The following is a 19,089-nucleotide window of genomic DNA, read 5'->3' as shown; positions in this document are numbered from 1 at the left end:
GCGCTCAGGTGACGACGACCCGGGCGTCGTCGGGCAGTCGCCGGGTCGCGCCTCGACGGTCCAGCAGCTCCAGCAGTGGCACCGCCACCCGGCGGGTGGTGTCCAACGCCTGCCGGGCCGCGGAGAGGGTGAACGGTTGCGGCAGCCCGGCCAACACCCGGACCGCGTCGTCGAGCGCGTCGGGCAGCAGCACCACGTTGTCCGCCAGCCGCAGCAGGGCGCCGGCGCGCACCGCGGCTCCGATCTCCCGGGGGCCCAGCCCGAGGTCGACGAGGTGGTCGGCCTCGGGGGCGCGGAACGGCCGGTCACCGTACTCGGCGCGGACCCGCTGCACGGCCCGGGCGACCGGCTCGGGCAGCGCGTCGGCGCCCGCCGCACCGACCCGCCCGGCATGGATCCGCAGCGGCGGCCGGACCAGCGCCTCGACCAGGATCCGGTCGGGCAGGGCGAGGCGCTGACGCAGCGCGTCCACCGGCATCCCGGGCTCCAACGGGTGCTCCCGGGTGTAGCGGGCGACCTCCTCGGTCAGCTGGTCGCCGAGCCGCTGCCAATGCGCGGGGTCGGCCAACCAGTCACCGGCCACCACCGCGCCGGCCTTCACCGCACCGGCCCCCGATTCGGTGTGCACCGGCACGCCCATCCGGATCAGCGCACCGGCCTGGACCAGCCGGCGGCGGCGCAGCTCACCGGCCAGGTCTGGTCGACCGTCCAGCTCGGCGAGGACCTGCGCGCGGGCGGCGGCGGCGCCCCGGCGGGTCAGCGGTGGCGGTGCCACGTCCAGCACCCGCACCCCGCCGGCCACGTGATGCCGGCCCGGGTCGCGCAGCAGAGCCCGGTCACCGACCAGCAGCGGCAGCGGACGGGCCAACCGCAGCCGCACAGTGTCCGGGCCGAGCGGGCGAACCCGTACCGGCACCGCCGCCGACCCGACGTGCAGGGTGAGGGTGGCCGGCAGGTCAGCGGCCGGGTCCCCGGTGAGCCGAACGTCGACGAGGTCGGTGTGGTGGAACCGGCCCGCAGTGAGCAGCGCGTCGCCGCGGCCGAGCCGGTCGCGGGGCGTACCGCGCAGGTTGACCGCCACCCGGGCCACCGCCGTGGCCTCCGGTCGGGCCTCGCCGAGTGCGTGCAGGCCGCGGACCCGGACCGGTTCGTCGTGACCGGCCAACTCCAGCTCGTCACCCACCCGAAGGCGACCGGCGCCGAGGGTGCCGGTGACGACGGTGCCACTGCCCCGCACGGTGAAGCTGCGGTCGACCCAGAGCCGGACCGGGTCGTCCACCGTGGGGGCCGGCAGTCGGGCGGCGAGCCGGTCCAGGGCGGCACGCAGCTCCAGCAGACCGGCACCGGTCAGGCCGCTGACCGCCACCGCTTCCACCGCGCCGAGGCTGGTCGCGGCGATCTCGGCGCGGGCGTGGGCCGTCGCCGGTCCCGGGTCGGCCAGGTCCGCGCGGGTCACCACCAGCAGGCCGTACGCGACACCGAGCGCGTCGAGCGCGGCCAGGTGCTCGGCGGACTGCGGCATCCACCCCTCGTCGGCGGCCACCACGATCAACGCCGCGGGCACCGGGCCGACCCCGGCGAGCATGTTCGGCACGAACCGCTCATGCCCGGGCACGTCGACGAACGCGACGGTGCCGCCGGACGGCAGCGTCGTCCAGGCGAAGCCCAGGTCGATGGTCATCCCCCGGCGGCGTTCCTCGGCCCACCGGTCGGGCTCCATCCCGGTCAACGCCCGGACCAGTGTCGACTTGCCGTGGTCGACGTGCCCGGCGGTGGCGACGACGAACATTTTCAGTCGTCCCCGGGTACGCGCAGCACGGCCACTCGGACGGCCTCGTCGGCGTCGGCGGGCACACAGCGCAGGTCGAGCAGGAGGCGGCCCCGCACCACCCGGCCCAGGACCGGTTGGTCGCCGGTGCGCAGCGGGGCCGCGTACCGCTCGGGCAGGCTCAGCGCCCACGAGTCCAGTTCCACCCCGGGAGCGCCGCCGCCGCCGACCACCGCGACGGCCGGCACCACCTCCGCCTTGCGGCCGTCCACACCGAGCCGGTCGCGCAGCCGCTCCACGCGCTGGCGCAGGGCACCCGACTCGGCGTGCAGGGCCGCCCGGGTTGGTGTGTCCGGTTGGTGCAGGGTGGCGGCCAGCGCGGCCAGGGTGAGCTTGTCCACGCGCAGCGCCCGGGCCAGCGGGTGGCGGCGCAGCCGGTCGACCAGGTCCGCGGCACCGAGCAGCAGACCCGCCTGCGGGCCGCCGAGCAGTTTGTCGCCGCTGGCGGTCACCAGTGCGGCGCCGGCGCGGAGGGTGCTGGCGGCGTCCGGTTCGTCGGGCAGCAGCGGATCTGCGGAGAGCAGGCCGGAGCCGATGTCGGCGACCACCGGCACGCCGAGGGTGGCCAGTTGGCGTACTGGAGTGGCGGAGGTGAACCCGGTGATCTGAAAGTTCGACGGGTGCACCTTGAGCACGAAGCCGGTCTGCGGGCCGAGGGCTGCGGCGTAGTCCGCGAGGGTGGTGCGGTTGGTGGTGCCCACCTCCCGCAGGCGGGCACCCGTGCTCTCCAGCAGGTCGGGCAGGCGGAAGCCGTCGCCGATCTCGACGAGTTCGCCTCGGCTGACCACGATCTCCCGACCGGCGGCCAACGCGGTGGCGGCCAGCACCAGCGCGGCGGCGCCGTTGTTGACCACGTGCACGGCGCCCGCGTCGGGCACGGCGGCGGCCAGCGCGTCGAGTGCGCCGCGGCCTCGCCGGGCACGCCGGCCGGTGGTCAGGTCCAGTTCGACGTCGGTGTGCCCGGCGGCGGCCACCACTGCGGCGACCGCGGCAGGCGACAGGGGCGCCCGGCCCAGATTGGTGTGCAGCACGACGCCGGTGGCGTTGAGCACCACGCGAGGGCCGGACGTCGGCAACGCCGCGACCGCTGCGTCGCGTACCTCGTCGGGGTTGATCTCGCCGCGGCGGGCCCGGTCCTGCGCCCGGGTGACGACCGCCTTGACCTGGTCGCGGCCCAGCGTCGCGGTGGCCGCGGCCAGCAGCGGGTCGGCGAGCAGCCTGTCGGTGCGGGGCACGCGGCGTCGCGGGTCCACCGGGCCGTCGCCCATCGCGTCATCTCCTGCAGCCGTTTGGCGGAGACGGACGGGAATCGAACCCGCCTGGCCCGGGTCCCGGACCACTCCGGTTTTGAAGACCGGGAGGGGCACCAGCCTCCTGAACGCCTCCGTCGGACATTCGATCACAACGGCGGTGTGGCCGCTCAGTCAGCCGCCAGATCCGCCCCCGGTCCGCCGCGCATTCACCCGCTCGCGTTGCGGCACCACCGTGTACTGCGGGTCGCGGGCGGAGGCGACGCCGCCGTAGAAGATGCCGAACCGGGTCGCCACCGACGCGGCCAGCAGCGCGACACCGGAGAGCGCGCCGACCAACCGGCTGCGCCGGCCGAGCAGAGCACCGGCGACCCCGCCGACGGTGAGCAGCCGCCCGGCGCGCAGCAGCCGACCGGGCCGGCCCAGCCGGTAGGGCTCGCTGAGCAGGCCGAGACGGGTCTCCACCCGATGTGCGCCGTACAGCTCCAGGGCCGCGCCCGCCACCGCCATCCGGCGGGCCGGCCCGGCCTGGGCCGGCGGCGCGGCGAGCAGACCCACGCCGGCACCGCTGGCCAGCGCGCTGCCCGCGAAGATGACGGGCAGTTCGGGGTACGCCTCGTGCCAGGACGGCACCGCCGTGTCAGCGAGCAACACCCCGGTGTACGTGGCCAGCGCGGGCGCGGTGCCGGCGGCGACCAGCCCGGCGGTGTGCCCGATCGACGGCAACGCCCGACCGGCCAGGCCGAGCAGGCCGTGGCGGGGCAGCCGACCGGCGGCCTCGGCGATCGCCGCGACGCCCGCAGCCGGCCCGTACACGGTGAGAATCCAGGTGCCCATCGACATCGGCGAGGTCGGCTTGGCCACCCGGAGCATGTGATGGAACCGCGCCGGCCTACCCAGGTCCTTTACCAGGAAGACCGCGCTGGCGCTGACGGCTGCCAGCGCGGTGACCCGACCGGCGCGACGCAACGCCGGACGCCCGGTGAGCTGCCCACCCGCGGCGAGCAGCGACGAGCCAGCGGCCAGCCCGCCGGTGAACAGGTACGCGGCGATGTCCCACTTCCAGACCGGCGCCTTCAGGATGGGCCGACCGTAGTAGGACGTGAACGCCGCCTCCGGCACCCGCAACTCCTCGCCACCGCCGCGACGCCCACCCCGGCGGCCCGGGTTGCGGGGCTGCTGTGCGGCCAGGTCGGTCGGTGCGCCATTCACGGGGTCTTCGGCGGTGAGCCGGTCGCGGAAGCGACGGAAGCGCTCACCCACCGGGGGACGGTCTGGACTCACGAGGAACCTCCGACGAACGCGGCGACGGTCGCCGCCGCCATGGCCAGCGCGGCGAAGCCGGCGCGTTTCCACATGGCCGGCAGGTCACGGGTGGTCACGACCGGGTCGGGTGGCAACCCGTACACCTCGGGCTCGTCGAGGAGCAGGAAGAACGCGCCGTCACCACCGACACCATCGGCCGGGTCGTGACCGTACAGGCGCGCCTCGGGGACCCCCCGCTCGTGCAACGTCTCGACCCGCGCGGCAGCCCGCTCCCGCAACTCGTCCAGCGGCCCGTACTGGATCGACTCGGTCGGACACGCCTGGGCACAGGCCGGGGTCATGCCCGCACCCAACCGGTCGTAGCAGAGTGTGCACTTCCACGCCCGGCCGTCATCCTTTCGTTGATCGATCACGCCGTAGGGGCAGGCGGAGATGCAGTACCCGCATCCGTTGCAGATGTCCTCCTGGACCACCACCGTGCCGAACTCGGTGCGGAACAGTGAACCCGTCGGGCAGACGTCCAGGCAGGCCGCATGGGTGCAGTGCTTGCACACGTCGGACATCATCAACCAGCGGAAGTCCGTGCGACCCTGCGCACCGGACCCCCGCCCCGGCGGCTGCGACCCCGGCATCCCGAGGAACTGCGGCCCCGCACTGGTGGCGACCGGCTCACCCAACACGTCGGCCGGGCGGGGTTGCTCGACGAACGCGACGTGCCGCCACGAGTTCGCGGTCAACGCGCCCGTGTTGTCGTACGACATCCCGAGCAGGTCGAGCCCACTCTCCGGAACACCGTTCCACTCCTTGCAGGCAACCTCACATGCCTTGCAGCCGATACAGACGCTGGTGTCGGTGAAGAACCCCATCCGAGGTGGCGCATCCTCGTATCCGGCCTCCGGCGCCGGATCGAGCGGCCCGTACAGGCTGTTCGGGTCAGGAAGCACCGCGCTCCTCCCCCGAGCTGTCGGTGGTGACCGCCGGGGCGTTCCGGCCCGGGGCGATCCCGGCGCGCCGCCGGTAATCGGCGACCAGGTCGAGCAGGTCGCCTCCTCTCGGGCGCCGGCCGGGGCGAACGTCGCAGGTGCCGACCTTGCTCTCCTGGATCAGGACGTTCGGGTCGAGGCTGATCCCGAACAGGTCGTTGGCCGAGTCACCGGTCACCAAACCCTCGAAACCAAAGTGGTACGGCAACCACACCTGGTGGATGATCCGGCCGTCGACCCGCAACGGAGTGAGCCGATCCGTCACCAACACCTTCGCCTCGATCGCCGCCCGTGCGGTGACCAGATGAGCCCAGCCCAGGTGCGTCAGACCAGCCTCGGTGGCCAACTCCGGCGACACCTCGACGAACATCTCCGGTTGCAGCTCGGCCAGGGGGCTCACCGTGCGGCTCATCCCACCGGCGGTGTGATGCTCGGTGAGCCGGCTGACGGTGAACACATACGGGAAAACCTGACTGTGCTCCTCCGGCGGGCTCGGGTTCACCGAGTTCACCGGATGCGCGTACATCTTGCGGGTCGGGTTGGCCTGCTGCCCGTAGAACGGGTTACGCACCGGCGACTCGACCGGCTCGTAGTGCGTCGGCAACGGGCCGTCCAGGACACCACTTGGCGCGTACAGCCAGCCCTTGCCGTCGCCCTGCATGACGAACGGATCGTCGCCGGCGATGCCCTCCGTTCCGGACGCGCCAGGAGGCGGCCGGTACGACGGCGGTTTCGTCTTCTCGAAGTCCGGCACGTCGTAGCCCGTCCACTCGGCCTTCTCCGCATCCCACCAGACGTAGCGCTTGCGCTCACTCCACGGGTTGCCGTCCGGGTCGGCGGAGGCACGGTTGTAGAGGATGCGCCGGTTCGCCGGCCAGGCCCAACCCCACTCGGCGGCCACCCAGTCCTGCTCGTGTCGGGACTTGCGCCGAGCGGCCTGGTTCACCCCGTCCGCGTACACCCCCGTGTAGATCCAGCAACCGATCGCCGTGGAACCGTCCGCGCGTGCCTCGGCAAAGCTGGACAGTGGGCGGCCGGTCGCCACGTCGTACCCGTTGATCTCACGCAGCACCGCCTCGGCGCTCGGCTCCAGGTGCGGACCGTGCGTGGGGTAGTCCCAGGTGAGGTCGAGCAACGCCCGGTCGCGCGGCAGCGTCGAACCGGCCAGCTTTTCCCGGATGATGCGGCCGAGGTGGTAGAAGAACCACAACTCCGAGCGGGCGTCGCCCGGCGGCTCGACGGCCTTCTCCCGCCACTGCAACAAACGCTGCGTCTGGGTGAACGTGCCCTCCTTCTCCACATGCGACGCCGCAGGCAGGAAGAACACCTCCGTACGACACTCCTCGGTGACGATCTCGCCGGTCTCGACCTCCGGCGCGTTCTTCCAGAACGTGGCGCTCTCGATCTCGAACAGGTCCCGAACCACCAACCAGTCGAGATTGGCCATCCCCAGCCGCTGCGCCCGACCGTGCGCCGACCCGACCGCCGGGTTCTGACCCAACAGGAAGTACCCCTTGATCTTCCCGTCGATCATGTCGAGCACCTGCTGGTACGTCCCATGATCACCAGTCAGTCGGGGTAGGTAGCCGTAGCAGTAGTCGTTCTCCGGTGTCGCCGCGTCACCCCAGTACGCCTTCAACAGACTGGCCGCGAACGACCGCGCGTTGCCCCAGAACCCCTTCTGCCCCGGATGCCGAATGCTGTCCACCCATTCGTCGAAGCTCGGGTGCTCGGCGTGATGCGGCATCGGCAGATAGCCGGGCAGCAGGTTGAACAACGTCGGGATATCCGTCGAGCCCTGGATGCTGGCGTGCCCGCGCAACGCCATGACCCCGCCACCCGGCCTACCCATGTTGCCCAGCAACAACTGGATGATCGCCCCGGTACGGATGTACTGCACACCGACACTGTGCTGCGTCCAGCCCACCGAATAGATCAACATGCCGGTGCGTTCCCGACCTGAGTTCGCCGTCCAGGCCCTCGCCAACTCCAGGAACTTCTCCTGCGGAATCCCACAGACCCGCTCGACCATCTCCGGGGTGTAGCGGGAGAAGTGCCGCTTGAGGATCTGGTACACGCAACGCGGATGCTGCAACGTCTCGTCGCGCCGGGTCTGCCCACCCACCTGCGCGCCGTGCGACTCGTGCGCCAGCCCCGCTGCGCTGTCCCGCTCCTGAGCGGTGTGCCCACTGCCCGACGAGCTCCCGTGCCCCTCGTACTGCCAACTGTCCTGCACGTAGGTGCCGGTCTCCGGATCGAACCCGGAGAAGAAGCCATCGCCGTCCTCGGTATCAACGAACTCTTCGCTGACGATCGTCGCCGCGTTCGTGTACGACAGCACGTACTCCCGGAAGTCCAACTCGTTGTCCAGGATGTAACGCACCACCCCACCGAGCAACGCGATGTCCGTGCCCGCCCGGATCGGCAGGTACGAGTCAGCCACCGCGCTGGTCCGGGTGAACCGCGGGTCGACGTGGAACACCTTGGCACCGCGCCGCTTGGCCTCCATCACCCACTGGAAGCCCACCGGGTGTGCCTCCGCCATGTTCGAACCCTGGATGACGATGACGTCAGCGTTGGCGATGTCCTGCTGGAAATCCGTCGCACCGCCACGACCGAAGCTGGCCCCCAGACCGGGGACGGTGGCGGAGTGTCAAATACGGGCCTGGTTCTCGATCTGGAGCGCCCCCATCGCGGTGAACAACTTCTTGATGAGGTAGTTCTCCTCGTTGTCCAGCGTCGCCCCACCCAGACTGGAGAAACCCAACGTCCGGTTGAGCGGCCGACCCTCGTCGTCGACGTCCTCCCAGGTCTGCTCGCGAGCCGCGAGCATCCGATCCGCGATCATGTCGAGCGCGGTGTCGAGCTCCAAATCCTCCCACTGCGTCGAGTACGGCCGGCGGTAGCGAACCTTCGTCTGCCGCAACGGGCTGGTCACCAGGCTCTTGCTCGCCGAGCCCTTCGGGCACAGCCGACCCCGCGAGATCGGGCTGTCCGGATCGCCCTCGATCTGACTGACCTGCCCGTCCTTGACGAACACCCGCTGACCACAGCCGACGGCGCAGTACGGGCAGACAGACCGGGCCACCGAGTCGGCGGTGTCGGTACGGGCGGTGAGCGCACGGGATCCCGCGGACTTCGCCGCGGCACCCCTGCCGAGCGGATCGGTGCCGGTCAGCTGGCGATAGACCGGCCAACCCTCAATGAAGGTACGCAACCCCATGCCCCGACACCCCCTCCCACGCGAGCGACCCCATGAAGATAGGTCAACTGGGGCACGTACGCGAGTGGGGAAATCAAACAGCGCCGCCCCCGGCCGGTTGGTCGGGGGCGGCGCTGGTGTCGGTGTGCAGGTCGCCTCTCGGCGAGTGGCGCGACGCGGCTCCAGCCGAACGGTATTCCGCGAAGGCGATACTAGGTGAGGCCCGGGGACACTGAGTCACACCGACACTGTCCACAACCAGCCCGACCCCCACGATGTTCCCGACCGGCCCGACCGGCCCGACCCACCTCGACCGGCTCGACCGGCTCGACCGGCACGACCGGCACGACCGGCCTGGCCGCTCGGTTCGCCCCGCTTGCGCTGTCGCCCAATGCCCGGCTCGTCTGGCCACACCATCCGGCTCGGCGGCTCGACGGCTCGGCGGCTCGGCGGCTCGGCGGCTGAGATCTTGGACAGTTTCCGTCCGGGGGCGGACTCAACCGGTGGTTGCTGCGGACGCCGGGCATGGAGCGCCGGGCCCGGGGGCGCGAGTGCGGGGCGGGTGCGGGCGGTACGGATGCGGGGCGGCGCGGGTATGCCGCTGGCCGGCACCCCGGGTTGGGGGTGCCGGCCAGCGGTCGTTCTTGCCGTTCGGGTTGTGCGGTGGTCAGCTGTTCCAGTACTGGCCAACCAGGTCAGCGGCCTGCTGCTCCCACTGGGCGTACGCGTCCGGGTAAGCCGAGACCTGCACGGTCTGCGCGGCCTGGGTCAGCGGCATGTCCTGCCACCCGTCGACCTGCTTCAGACCCTTCAGGAACGCGGTGGTCGAGTACTCAGGGTTGGTGATCTGCTCCGGAGTACCCCAACCACTGGACGGGCGCTGCTGGAACAGGCCCAGCGAGTCGTGGTCGTTCATGTCACCGAGGTGACCCAGGTTCTCCAGCTTCGACTCCTGCAGGCTCGTCGCGATCGAGATCACCGCGGCCCGCTCGGGCAGACCGGCCTTCTTCGTGGCGGCGATGATCGCCTTGGCATTGGCGGTCTGCTCGTCGTCGAGGGTGATGTGGGACTGGTCGCCCTGGGTGCCGTGCGGGATCAGCTTGGCCGTGTCGGGCTTGTCGGCCTGCACGGCGACCGCGACCGGCTTGGCGTCGACCGGGTTGGCGTGAGCGGCGATCGGACCGGCGAACACACCACCGGCGAACGCGAGACCAGCAACGGACAGCACACTCTTACGCATGATCGTGTTCATGGGGGTAGCTCCTTCGGGGGTAGGAAACACCCGCACCGACGGGGGCCGGTTCAGGGTGTGAGCACCTCGTCCGGCGCTGCACATACACAAAGGGGAAAGTCTGCGGGGATCGGCGGCCTGCGAGCGGAGGGCTCGTGGCGCCGGGTCCAGGTGTAACGACCCGGGGGCCGGAGTCATTCCGGGCGGCGGCTACGGGCGGCCAGGCCAGATGTAACGACCCGGGGGCCGGGGCCATTCCCCGGTGGCGGCAACGGGCGCAGGGCTCGTGCCGCCGGGTCTGTGTGTAACGACCCGGGGACCGGGGTCATTCCGGGCTGGCCCATCCGCTGGCACCCTCGTGGAGGCGGTAGCCGGGTGGTCGTTCGCGGGGACTGCAACGACCGGGCGAGGGCCCGCATTCCAACCCCGGGTCGCGGGGTGCCGGGCCGTGGTCCTGCGATCGTCAGGGTATGCAACGACCCCGACCCGGCCATGATTCCGAGCCACGGGTGCGACCGGTCACAGGCCTGGCACTCCCTATACCGGGCAAATCACCCGGGAGCCCGTCCGGGCTGGTGCCAGATCACCCGCACGGGACATCGCCGACATGCGGCGTCCGGGGCGCTGTCACGCGCCAACGTCATCGTGACGATCGCGTTGCCCCTGCACGGCGGCGATCACCGGCCAGGTCGATCACGGTGGGGCGGAAACCATTGCGGCCCACCTTCCGGCAGGCGAGGCCAAACCCGATTAACCACGCAAAGACCCCGTCGCGCCGGGCCTTGTCGTGCTGACGGCAGGAGAGCGCGTCGACCTCGACACTGCGCACGGTGCGCTTTAAACCGCATGAGACCGGGACAAAACTCTGACGCACGGTCGGCAGAGATGATCTAGCATCCTGGGTCATGCGTGGGTTCTTCGCGGTTGAGGGTCGGCGGCTTTCGTACCTGGACTTTGGCGGTCCGGGTACCCCACTCCTGGCTCTGCACGGGCACTACAACGAAGCGTTGGCCTGGGCGCCGTTGGCTGAGGCGTTGGCACCGCAGTGGCGGGTGATCGCACTCGATCAGCGTGGGCATGGAGAGTCAGACCGCGCCGAGAGCTACGAGCGGGACGACTATGTTGCCGACGTCGCCGCCTTTCATCAGCATCTGGGAGTCGGCCCCGTGGCGGTGCTGGGCCATTCACTCGGCGGGGTCAACGCCTACCAGTACGCCGCCCGGCATGCGGGCCAGGTCACCGCGCTGATCGTCGAGGACATCGGCGCGGTTGTGGAGGTCGACTGGGTAACCACCACCAAACTTCCCCGCCACGCGCCATCCCGCGAGGCGCTGGCCTCGGCCCTGGGCGCGATGGCCCCCTACCTGGAGGGTTCCTTCCGGCAGACGGAGGATGGCTGGGGCTACTCATTCGAGATCGATGACACGGTGGCATCGCAGCAAGCACTCGACGGTGACCACTGGCAGGACTGGGTATCCGTCAGCAGCCCCACCCTCCTGATCCGCGGAACGCGCAGCGACGGACTGACAGCTGACCACGCTCGCGAGATGATCGCCCGTCACACCGGCCAGGCCCATCTTGTCGAGCTGCCAGCCGGTCACGTGGTGCATCACGACGCTCCAGTGCAGTTCGCCGCCACTGTCCGCGCCTTTCTGGGATCGTCGTCCTGAGCGACACCGGCTCCGGTGGGCGTTACCCTGGCACCATGCAGGCAGTCTCTCCCACCTCGACCGGCGTCACCTTCCTGGCACGTCCGGGTCGCCCTGCCGTGGTGGCGAGGACCCTCGCTGAGCTGGCCGGCCCCACCCGGGGCGTGGTGGAACTGCCGCTGCGGTTAATGTGGAACGCCGAGCGCACGTTCGACCTCGGCGACCCCGACCAACTGCTCTGGATGTACGAGAACGTGCTCCGCGAAACCACCCGTGCCGACGACCTGCGCTCCCTCATCAATGGGCGAACGCTGCGCCGGGTGTGGCGACTGCTCAATCTGCCTCGGGGCGTACGCCAGGCGTGGGAGAGCCGGCACCGCAGCCTGCGCGCGGCGTGATCGGCCCTCATCTGCACGAGTTCTACCGGGAGGTGGCCCGGGTGGCGCTGACCGCCGCCGGGCCGTACCGGTTCGTGTTGGGTGGCGGGGTGGCCTGGGCGGCGCACGGGCTGGTCGCCCGCCCAACGGAGGACGTCGACCTGTTCGCAGACGTGGAAGGCGCCGCCGCGGCGGCGTCCGCTGGGGTGCGGGTGGCCTTGGAGCGGGCCGGGTTCGTCGTCACCGATGCCGACCCGGACAGTGAGCTGCACGAGCTGTTCGACGGGTACGACCAGGACATGAAGGACTTCGTGGTGAGCCGTGACGGACGGCAGATCCGGCTCAGCCTCGCCCGGCTGGACCGCCAGCAGAGTCCGGTGGTGATGGACTTGGGCCCGGTGATGGACGTCCGTGACCTGGTGGCCAACAAGATCGCGGCGTTGGTCAACCGGCGGGAGGTCCGTGACTTCATCGACGTGGCGGCGGCGCTTGAGCATTACGACGTGACCGAACTGCTGGTGCTGGCACGGCAGGTCGACCCCGTGCTGGATCCGGCGGACGTGCGGGCCGCCGGCCGCTACCTGGACCGGCTGTCCGACCAACGCTTCGGCCGTTACGGCCTGGGCACCGCCGACGTCGCCCAGATCCGGCACCGTTTCGCCGCCTGGCCGCGCTGAGCCGACACCAGACCGGCGACCGCAGACCGCAACTCGGCGACCAACGACCAGCGACCAGCGACCAACGAACCCGCAACGAGCCGCCCCGAACAAGCCCAGCCGCCCCGACGCCGCGCCGCCCGAACCAGCCGCATACCCGCGAACCAGCCGCGAACCCGGGACGAGCCACGCCGCTGGGCGGGGCGACCCGAAGAACGCCCGCCAGCGGCGGTTCACTTGGTCGGTCGACCGCCCGTGACCCCCAGGATCTCGCCGGTGACATAGCTGGACTCCTGCGAGGCGAAGAAGACGTACGCGGGAGCCAGCTCTGCCGGTTGGCCGGGACGGCCCTCCGGGGTGTCGGTGCCGAACTGCTTCACCTTCTCCTCCGGCATGGTGGACGGGATCAGCGGCGTCCAGACCGGGCCCGGTGCGACCGCGTTGACGCGGATGCCCTGCTCGGCCAGGTCGGCGGCGAGTGCCTTGGTGAAGTTGGCGATCCCCGCCTTGGTGGTCGCGTAGTCCAACAGCTGCGGTGACGGGTCGAACGCCTGGATCGACGCCGTGTTGATAATCGCCGACCCCTCGGCCAGGTGCGGGATGGCGGCCTTGCAGAGCCAGAACATCGCGTACAGGTTGGTCTTGAGCACCCGGTCGAACTGCTCGGTGCTGATGCCGAGGATCCCCTTGTCCTGCGACATCTGGTAGGCCGCGTTGTTGACCAGGATGTCGATGCCACCCAGGTCACGCACCGCCCGATCGACCAACTCCTGGCAGTGCGCCTCGTCGGTGACGTCACCGCGTACGGCGACGCACCGCCGGCCGGCGTCCTCGACCAGCCGCACGGTCTCCTGGGCGTCGGCGTCCTCCTCCTCGCTCAGATACGAGATGAGCACGTCCGCGCCCTCGCGGGCGAAGGCGATCGCCACAGCCCTCCCGATCCCCGAGTCACCACCGGTGATCAGCGCCCGCTTGCCGTCGAGTTTGCCGCTGCCCCGGTACGACTTCTCGCCGTGGTCGGGCTTCGGAGTCATCTTCCCGGTCGAGCCGGGCGCTGACTGCTGCTGAGCGGGCTGGCCAGACTGCTGTCCGTACTGGTTGGTTGGGTCCTGCGGGGTGTGCTGGTCACTCACCGACATCTCCTCGCGCCGTGCGGAAGCGGGGTTTCTCCCGCGAAATCTCGTCCCTCACCGCCCTACCCTGCGGCAGCCTGCGAAAACCGCTGTAACGATCAGGGCTGGCGTGGCGGGAGCGCTGACCGCTGGTTATGGTGCGCGAGGCGCCCACAAGGCGCGTCCACCCCCATGGAAAGGCACGTCATGACCTCTCCCCCCGGCCCGTCGCGCCGTCAGGTGCTCGTCGCCGCAGCGGCGGCGGCGACCGCCCCACTGATCGCCGCCGCGCCCGCGCAGGCGTCCGGCCCGGCCCGTTCACGCACCTGGGACCTCACCCTCCTCGGCACGTCGGACACCCACGGCAACGTCTACAACTGGGACTACTACCGGGACGTCGAGTACGACGACAGCAAGCAGAACGACATCGGCGTCGCGAAGTTGGCGACCCTGATCAACCAGATCCGTCGGGAGCGGCACGGCAAGGCGACGCTGGTGCTCGATGCCGGCGACACCATCCAGGGCACGCCGCTGGCCACGTACTACGCCAAGCAGGAGCCGATCACCGCCACCGGGGAGAAGCACCCGATGGCCCGGGCGATGAACGTCATCGACTACGACGCGGTGACGCTGGGCAACCACGAGTTCAACTACGGTCTGCCGTTGCTGGACCTGTGGATCCGCCAGCTCGGCTTTCCGGCCCTCGCTGCGAACGCGGTCAACGCGAAGACCGGCAAGCCGGCCTTCCTGCCGTACGTCATCAAGAAGGTCTCTCTCGGTTTCGCCGCGCCGACGCTGCGGGTCGGCATCCTGGGGCTGACCAACCCCGGTGTGGCCATCTGGGACAAGGGCAACGTCGAGGGCAAGCTGCGCTTCGACGACATGGTGGCGACCGCCGCGAAGTGGGTGCCGATCATGCGGGCCCGCGGCGCGGACCTCGTCCTGATCTCCGCGCACGGCGGTGACAGCGGCACCTCCAGTTACGGCCCGGAGCTGCCGAACGAGAACCCGGTGGCGCTGATCGCCCAGCAGGTGCCGGGGATCGACGCGATCCTCTTTGGGCACGCGCACAACGAGGTGGTCGAGCGGTTCGTCACCAACGAGCGGACTGGCGCGCAGGTGCTGCTCTCCGAGCCGTCGAAGTGGGGTCAGCGGCTCACCCGGATGGACTTCACCCTCACCCGTGCGCGTGGCCGTTGGACGATCACCAAGAAGGCCGCGACCATGCTGAACACCAACACGGTGGTCGAGGACCCGAAGGTGCTCGCCGCCGTGCGGGCCCAGCACCAGAAGACCGTGGCGTACGTCAACCAGGTCGTCGCCACGTCCACTGTGGAGTTGTCGGCGGCGGAGTCGCGGTACAAGGACACCCCGATCCTGGACTTCATCAACCACGTGCAGACCGAGGTCGTCGGCGCGGCACTGGCCGGCACCACGTACGCGGACCTGCCGGTGCTGTCGATCGCGGCACCGTTCAGCCGCACTGCGGTCTTCCCGGCCGGTGACGTCAAGATCCGCGACGTGGCCGGCCTGTACGTGTACGACAACACCCTCGAGGCGGTCGTGCTCAGCGGCGCGGAGGTGCGCGCGTACCTGGAGTACTCGGCGAAGTTCTTCCGCACCCTCGCGCCGGGCGCCCCGGTCGACCCGGAGCAGATCAGCGACCCGGCGGTGCCGGACTACAACTACGACGTCTTCTCCGGTGTGGACTACGACATCGACATCTCGAAGCCGGTCGGCCAGCGGATCACCCGGCTGGTGCTGACCGGCACCGACACGCCGGTGGCCGACAACGCGCAGTTCGTGGTGGCGGTGAACAACTACCGGCGCAGCGGCGGCGGCAACTTCCCCGGCATCGTGAAGACGCAGGTCTACAACGCGCAGCAGGAGATCCGTCAGCTGCTCATCGACTGGGCGCAGGCCAAGGGGACGATCAACCCGGACGACTTCTTCCAGCCCAACTGGCGGCTGGTACGCGAAGGCGTGCCGGTCTTCTGATCGCACATCACCGACGGGCCGTGGGTGGTGACACCTGCGGCCCGTCGCGCGTTCTCAGCCCTGCACGTTCCAGCGGACCGGGTCCTCGGATTCCTCCGGCCGGTCACGTCCGGGGTCGGTCTCCGTCAGGGCGACGCGGTCCTCCGGGCGCACGGCGGGCGGTAACTCGCCGAACCGGATCTGGCGCAGGAACGCGTACTCGTCGTCGGTGAACGGCTGCTCGGTCATCAGCACCCCCTGCTACTCCCCTGCCATTGTCCAGCGGCCGGGGCGTTCAGCACCAGCGCGACGTCACACCGCGTACGGCATCCTAGGATCCTGGGTGAATAGCTGTGGGCCGGCGCGGGTTGGGTAGCCGATCGAGCACCGCGAGGGCAGCCCGGATGGGTCGGCGGCGCAGCATCTCGTCGAAGCTCGACCGCCCCTGACAGAACTGGACGAACATCCGCCAGCCCGGCGGAGTCGCCAACAGGGCGTGGAACACGTCCGGGCGGCGGGTGAACACGTCGAGCAGCCGGAACCCCGCCCGCATCTCCGGCACCAGGCGCTCGGCGACCGCCCGCTCGTACCCGGCCAGATCTCCGCCAGCCACCGCCGCACCGGCCAGCTCACCAGAGCGCAACGCAAAGCTGATGCCCTCCCGGCTCCACGGCTCCAGCAGCCCCGCCGCATCCCCCACGACCAGCACCCGGCCGTTGCGCAACGGCGAATCCTCCTCGCGGCAACGGGTCAGGTGACCGGAGTCGTGCTCCGCCGGCAACCCGGTCAGCCCCAACCGGTCGACGAACTGCCGCAGGTAGTCCCGGGTCCCCTCCCCCGCGCCCCGACCGGCGATCACACCGACAGTCAATGTGTCGTTTTTGGGAAAGACCCAGGCGTACGAGCCCGGCATCGCACCCCAGTCCAGCAGCAGCCGCCCCCGCCAGCGCTCCTGCTCCGCGGGCGGCACCGGAATCTCCAGCTCCAGACCCAGGTCCACCTGCCGGTAGCGGACCCCCACATGCCGGGCGGTCACCCCCGACGAACCGTCCGCCCCGATCACCGCGCGAGCCGCGATCGTCGTACCGTCGGCCAGCCGCAGGCGTACCCCCTCAGGGTCCTGCTCGATCGCGCGGACCGCGACCCGCTCACGCATCTGCGCGCCGGCGGCGACCGCCGCCGCCCGCAGCCGGTCGTCGAACTCCTCGCGGCGCACCATGGTCACCACTGGACTGTCATTGCGGCGGGTGAACTCCCGGCGGCCGTCACGGGTGAACGTGACACGGTCCACCCGGTCGTGCGCCGGCACCTCGATCCGATCCTGAACGGCGGCCAGGGAGGTGCCGATCAGGCCACCGCCGCAGGTCTTGTACCGCGGGTGCGCGGCGCGTTCGACAACCAGGGTGGAGACACCCGCGCGGGCAGCAGCGTATGCAGCGGAAAGCCCGGCGGGGCCGGCACCGACGACGACGAGATCCCAAATGATCACGAAAGCAGCCTAGGGCACCACCTGCCGAGAAGGCCGGCCAGCACACCACACCGACCGCCCGATCGGGTGGGCATCTTCGGTCACCGAGGGGGTAACCGGCCGGGGCAACCGCCGCCGCGATGGCGGACGAACGAAGGAGGAAACTATGCAGCAGGTGCAACTGTCGGAGGCTGAGCAACGGGTGTACCAGGCGGTCACCACCCTTGAGGCACGCGGGCAGGTGCCGTACCCGGACCTGATCGCCGAGGAGTCCGGGCTGACCGAGGAGCAGGTGGGCAGCCCCCTGCACCTGCTCACCGAAAAAGGCCTGCTGCACCGCGAGGATTCGCCGATGGCGGGCCTCGACTTCGGCCCCCGGTTCTGCGCCCGCCAGATGGCGTGACCCGCGGAACCACCCGAGAGGATTCGCCCCCCGGTGACCGGGGTAGCAGTCAGCAATTCGTGATCGACGGTCAACGGGGGGCAGGATGAGTGCGGCACAAACGCCGCAGCCCGTGGACGCGGCCGAGAACCGGCGACGCTGGCAGGCAGTCGGCGTCGGGTTGGTCGCCGCGTTCATGACGCTGCTCGACGTGAGCATCGTCAACGTCGCTGTGCCGTCCATCGACCGGGCGTTGCACGCCTCGTCGAGTGACCTGCAGTGGATCCTCTCCGGGTACGCGCTCACCTTCGGCCTGGCACTGGTGCCCGCCGGCCGCTTCGGCGACGCCCGTGGTCGGCGCAACGCGTTCGTCTTCGGTATCGCCCTGTTCACCCTGACCAGCGCACTCGCCGGCCTCGCCACCTCACCGGCGTGGCTGGTCATCGCCCGGCTACTCCAGGGCGCCGCCGCCGGTATCGTCAACCCGCAGGTCATCGGGCTGATCCAACAACTCTTCCGAGGACCGGAACGGGCCCGCCCGTTCGGCCTGCTCGGCGCCACCATCGGAATCTCCACCGCCGTCGGGCCGCTGCTCGGCGGGCTGCTCATCGCCATCGGCGGCGAGGAACACGGGTGGCGGTGGGTCTTCTTCGTCAACGTGCCGGTCGGCATCCTCGCGGTGATCCTCGGCTGGCGCCTGCTGCCCGGCCGCCCCGCCGGTCAACGCGGTTGGCACCGACTCGACCCGGTCGGCATCCTGCTGCTCGGCGTGGGCGTATTCCTGCTCCTGCTGCCGCTGGTGCAGGAACAGCAGTGGCACACCCCGTGGAAATGGGCGCTCATCCCGGCCGGCCTGGCGGTGCTGATCGCCTTCGGGCTCTGGGAACGGCGGTACGCACGCCACCACCAACCCCTGTTCGACCTTCGGTTGTTCAGCTTCCAGTCGTACACCCTGGGGTCGCTCATCGCGCTCGTCTACTTCGGCGGATTCACGGCGATCTTCTTCATCTTCACCCTGTTCCTGCAGATGGGTCTCGGCTACAGCGCGCTCGTAGCCGGCCTGGCCATCACCCCGTTCGCCCTCGGTTCGGCGGCGGCCGCGGTGCTGGGTGGCCGCATCGTCAACCGCTTCGGCCGACCACTCGTCGCCAGCGGTCTGCTCGCCGTGGTGGTCGGGCTGGCCGCAACTGTGGTCGCGCTACACCTCGCGCCGGACGCCCCAGCGCCCTGGGTCACCGCCGGCCCACTGCTCATCGCCGGCATCGGCAGCGGGCTGGTGATCGCCCCCAACCAGACGCTCACCCTCGCCGAGGTGCCGCTACCGCAGGCAGGCAGTGCCGCGGGCATGCTCCAGACCGGGCAGCGGATCGGGGCCGCCGCTGGCATCGCCGCCGTCGGCTCGCTGTTCTTCTCGTCGGTGGCCAACAGCCGCGGCAACTGGAGCATGGCCTTCGAAAAGTCCCTCATGCTGGCCGCCGGCATCATCACGCTCGCGCTGATCGCCGCGCTGATCGACATCGTCCGCACCCACAACCAGAACAAGAACTGACAGGGGTACGCCGCTGGCCGGCACCCCGGGTTTGGGGTGCCGGCCAGCGGTCGTTCTTGCCGTTCGGGTTGTGCGGTGGTGCGGTGGTCAGCTGTTCCAGTACTGGCCGACGAGGTCGGCGGCCTGCTGTTCCCACTGGGCGTAGGCGTCGGGGTAGGC

The 19,089-nt window shown here is 70.5% G+C and carries 15 protein-coding genes and 1 tRNA gene; 6 read left to right on the top strand and 10 right to left on the bottom strand.

Features of this window, described 5'->3' with window-relative positions; all coding sequences use genetic code 11:
- Window positions 1–4 precede the first annotated feature (4 nt).
- From selB to ACLQ28_RS20495, 7 genes are all read right to left on the bottom strand, one after another.
- Window positions 5–1,789: a selenocysteine-specific translation elongation factor gene (gene selB, locus ACLQ28_RS20525; protein WP_425687889.1), complete on the bottom strand. Its 1,785-nt coding sequence runs from the start codon at window positions 1,787–1,789 to the stop codon at window positions 5–7.
- A 2-nt stretch (window positions 1,790–1,791) separates the two neighbouring features.
- A complete protein-coding gene (gene selA / locus ACLQ28_RS20520) occupies window positions 1,792–3,096 on the bottom strand; it encodes an L-seryl-tRNA(Sec) selenium transferase (RefSeq protein WP_425687888.1) in 1,305 nt (434 codons plus the stop codon).
- Window positions 3,097–3,118: 22 nt separating this feature from the next.
- A tRNA-Sec gene (locus ACLQ28_RS20515) sits at window positions 3,119–3,214 on the bottom strand.
- 38 nt (window positions 3,215–3,252) lie between these two features.
- A complete protein-coding gene (gene nrfD, locus ACLQ28_RS20510; RefSeq protein ID WP_425687887.1) occupies window positions 3,253–4,362 on the bottom strand; it encodes an NrfD/PsrC family molybdoenzyme membrane anchor subunit in 1,110 nt (369 codons plus the stop codon).
- Window positions 4,359–5,288: a 4Fe-4S dicluster domain-containing protein gene (locus ACLQ28_RS20505; protein ID WP_425687886.1), complete on the bottom strand. Its 930-nt coding sequence runs from the start codon at window positions 5,286–5,288 to the stop codon at window positions 4,359–4,361. The genes nrfD and ACLQ28_RS20505 overlap by 4 nt, the downstream gene beginning before the upstream one ends.
- Entirely contained in the window at window positions 5,278–8,550 is a 3,273-nt protein-coding gene (fdh, locus tag ACLQ28_RS20500) for a formate dehydrogenase (protein ID WP_425687885.1), read from the bottom strand. Before fdh ends, ACLQ28_RS20505 begins: the two co-directional genes overlap by 11 nt.
- 646 nt (window positions 8,551–9,196) lie before the next feature.
- Window positions 9,197–9,781, bottom strand: coding sequence for a hypothetical protein (locus tag ACLQ28_RS20495; protein ID WP_425687884.1), 585 nt, complete (start codon window positions 9,779–9,781; stop codon window positions 9,197–9,199).
- An 884-nt stretch (window positions 9,782–10,665) separates the two neighbouring features.
- Here ACLQ28_RS20495 and ACLQ28_RS20490 point away from each other — a divergent pair.
- From ACLQ28_RS20490 to ACLQ28_RS20480, 3 genes are read left to right on the top strand one after another with little or no spacing between them, the layout of a single operon-like run.
- Complete coding sequence (locus ACLQ28_RS20490) at window positions 10,666–11,430, top strand: alpha/beta fold hydrolase (RefSeq protein WP_425687883.1); 765 nt, start codon at window positions 10,666–10,668, stop codon at window positions 11,428–11,430.
- 35 nt (window positions 11,431–11,465) lie between these two features.
- Window positions 11,466–11,807 carry a hypothetical protein gene (locus tag ACLQ28_RS20485; protein ID WP_425687882.1) on the top strand — a complete coding sequence of 114 codons (342 nt, stop codon included), beginning with the start codon at window positions 11,466–11,468 and terminating at the stop codon, window positions 11,805–11,807.
- On the top strand, window positions 11,804–12,463 hold the full coding sequence (locus ACLQ28_RS20480; RefSeq protein ID WP_425687881.1) for a nucleotidyl transferase AbiEii/AbiGii toxin family protein: 660 nt from the start codon (window positions 11,804–11,806) through the stop codon (window positions 12,461–12,463). Before ACLQ28_RS20485 ends, ACLQ28_RS20480 begins: the two co-directional genes overlap by 4 nt.
- Before the next feature lie 212 nt (window positions 12,464–12,675).
- Here the strand turns inward: ACLQ28_RS20480 and ACLQ28_RS20475 are convergent, their stop codons facing one another.
- Complete coding sequence (locus ACLQ28_RS20475; protein ID WP_425687880.1) at window positions 12,676–13,581, bottom strand: SDR family oxidoreductase; 906 nt, start codon at window positions 13,579–13,581, stop codon at window positions 12,676–12,678.
- Between the two features lie 180 nt (window positions 13,582–13,761).
- Between ACLQ28_RS20475 and ACLQ28_RS20470 the strand changes: the two genes are divergently transcribed.
- A complete protein-coding gene (locus ACLQ28_RS20470; protein WP_425687879.1) occupies window positions 13,762–15,552 on the top strand; it encodes a bifunctional metallophosphatase/5'-nucleotidase in 1,791 nt (596 codons plus the stop codon).
- Between the two features lie 54 nt (window positions 15,553–15,606).
- Here ACLQ28_RS20470 and ACLQ28_RS20465 read toward each other — a convergent pair whose 3' ends face one another.
- Both ACLQ28_RS20465 and ACLQ28_RS20460 read right to left on the bottom strand, forming a co-directional pair.
- Window positions 15,607–15,780 carry a hypothetical protein gene (locus ACLQ28_RS20465; protein ID WP_425687878.1) on the bottom strand — a complete coding sequence of 58 codons (174 nt, stop codon included), beginning with the start codon at window positions 15,778–15,780 and terminating at the stop codon, window positions 15,607–15,609.
- A gap of 82 nt (window positions 15,781–15,862) precedes the next feature.
- Entirely contained in the window at window positions 15,863–17,020 is a 1,158-nt protein-coding gene (locus ACLQ28_RS20460; protein WP_425687877.1) for a geranylgeranyl reductase family protein, read from the bottom strand.
- 145 nt (window positions 17,021–17,165) lie between these two features.
- Here ACLQ28_RS20460 and ACLQ28_RS20455 point away from each other — a divergent pair, with 145 nt between their 5' ends.
- A complete protein-coding gene (locus ACLQ28_RS20455) occupies window positions 17,166–17,402 on the top strand; it encodes a hypothetical protein (protein WP_030491902.1) in 237 nt (78 codons plus the stop codon).
- Window positions 17,403–17,487: 85 nt separating this feature from the next.
- Entirely contained in the window at window positions 17,488–18,930 is a 1,443-nt protein-coding gene (locus tag ACLQ28_RS20450; RefSeq protein ID WP_425687876.1) for an MFS transporter, read from the top strand.
- The last annotated feature ends 159 nt before the right edge of the window (window positions 18,931–19,089 follow it).

It is taken from the genome of Micromonospora sp. DT201 (assembly GCF_049841575.1).
Taxonomy (GTDB): Bacteria; Actinomycetota; Actinomycetes; order Mycobacteriales; family Micromonosporaceae; genus Micromonospora.
Note: the sequence above shows the minus strand (reverse complement) of the source record. Positions and strands in the feature narration are given on the sequence as shown.

Excerpts from the sequence above, each read along its gene's own strand:
- selB (WP_425687889.1), bottom strand. The coding sequence starts at position 1,789 with ATGTTCGTCGTCGCCACCGCCGGGCACGTCGACCACGGCAAGTCGACA.
- selA (WP_425687888.1), bottom strand. The coding sequence starts at position 3,096 with ATGGGCGACGGCCCGGTGGACCCGCGACGCCGCGTGCCCCGCACCGAC.
- ACLQ28_RS20495 (WP_425687884.1), bottom strand. The coding sequence starts at position 9,781 with ATGAACACGATCATGCGTAAGAGTGTGCTGTCCGTTGCTGGTCTCGCG.
- ACLQ28_RS20490 (WP_425687883.1), top strand. The coding sequence starts at position 10,666 with ATGCGTGGGTTCTTCGCGGTTGAGGGTCGGCGGCTTTCGTACCTGGAC.
- ACLQ28_RS20485 (WP_425687882.1), top strand. The coding sequence starts at position 11,466 with ATGCAGGCAGTCTCTCCCACCTCGACCGGCGTCACCTTCCTGGCACGT.
- ACLQ28_RS20475 (WP_425687880.1), bottom strand. The coding sequence starts at position 13,581 with ATGTCGGTGAGTGACCAGCACACCCCGCAGGACCCAACCAACCAGTAC.
- ACLQ28_RS20470 (WP_425687879.1), top strand. The coding sequence starts at position 13,762 with ATGACCTCTCCCCCCGGCCCGTCGCGCCGTCAGGTGCTCGTCGCCGCA.
- ACLQ28_RS20465 (WP_425687878.1), bottom strand. The coding sequence starts at position 15,780 with ATGACCGAGCAGCCGTTCACCGACGACGAGTACGCGTTCCTGCGCCAG.
- ACLQ28_RS20455 (WP_030491902.1), top strand. The coding sequence starts at position 17,166 with ATGCAGCAGGTGCAACTGTCGGAGGCTGAGCAACGGGTGTACCAGGCG.
- ACLQ28_RS20450 (WP_425687876.1), top strand. The coding sequence starts at position 17,488 with ATGAGTGCGGCACAAACGCCGCAGCCCGTGGACGCGGCCGAGAACCGG.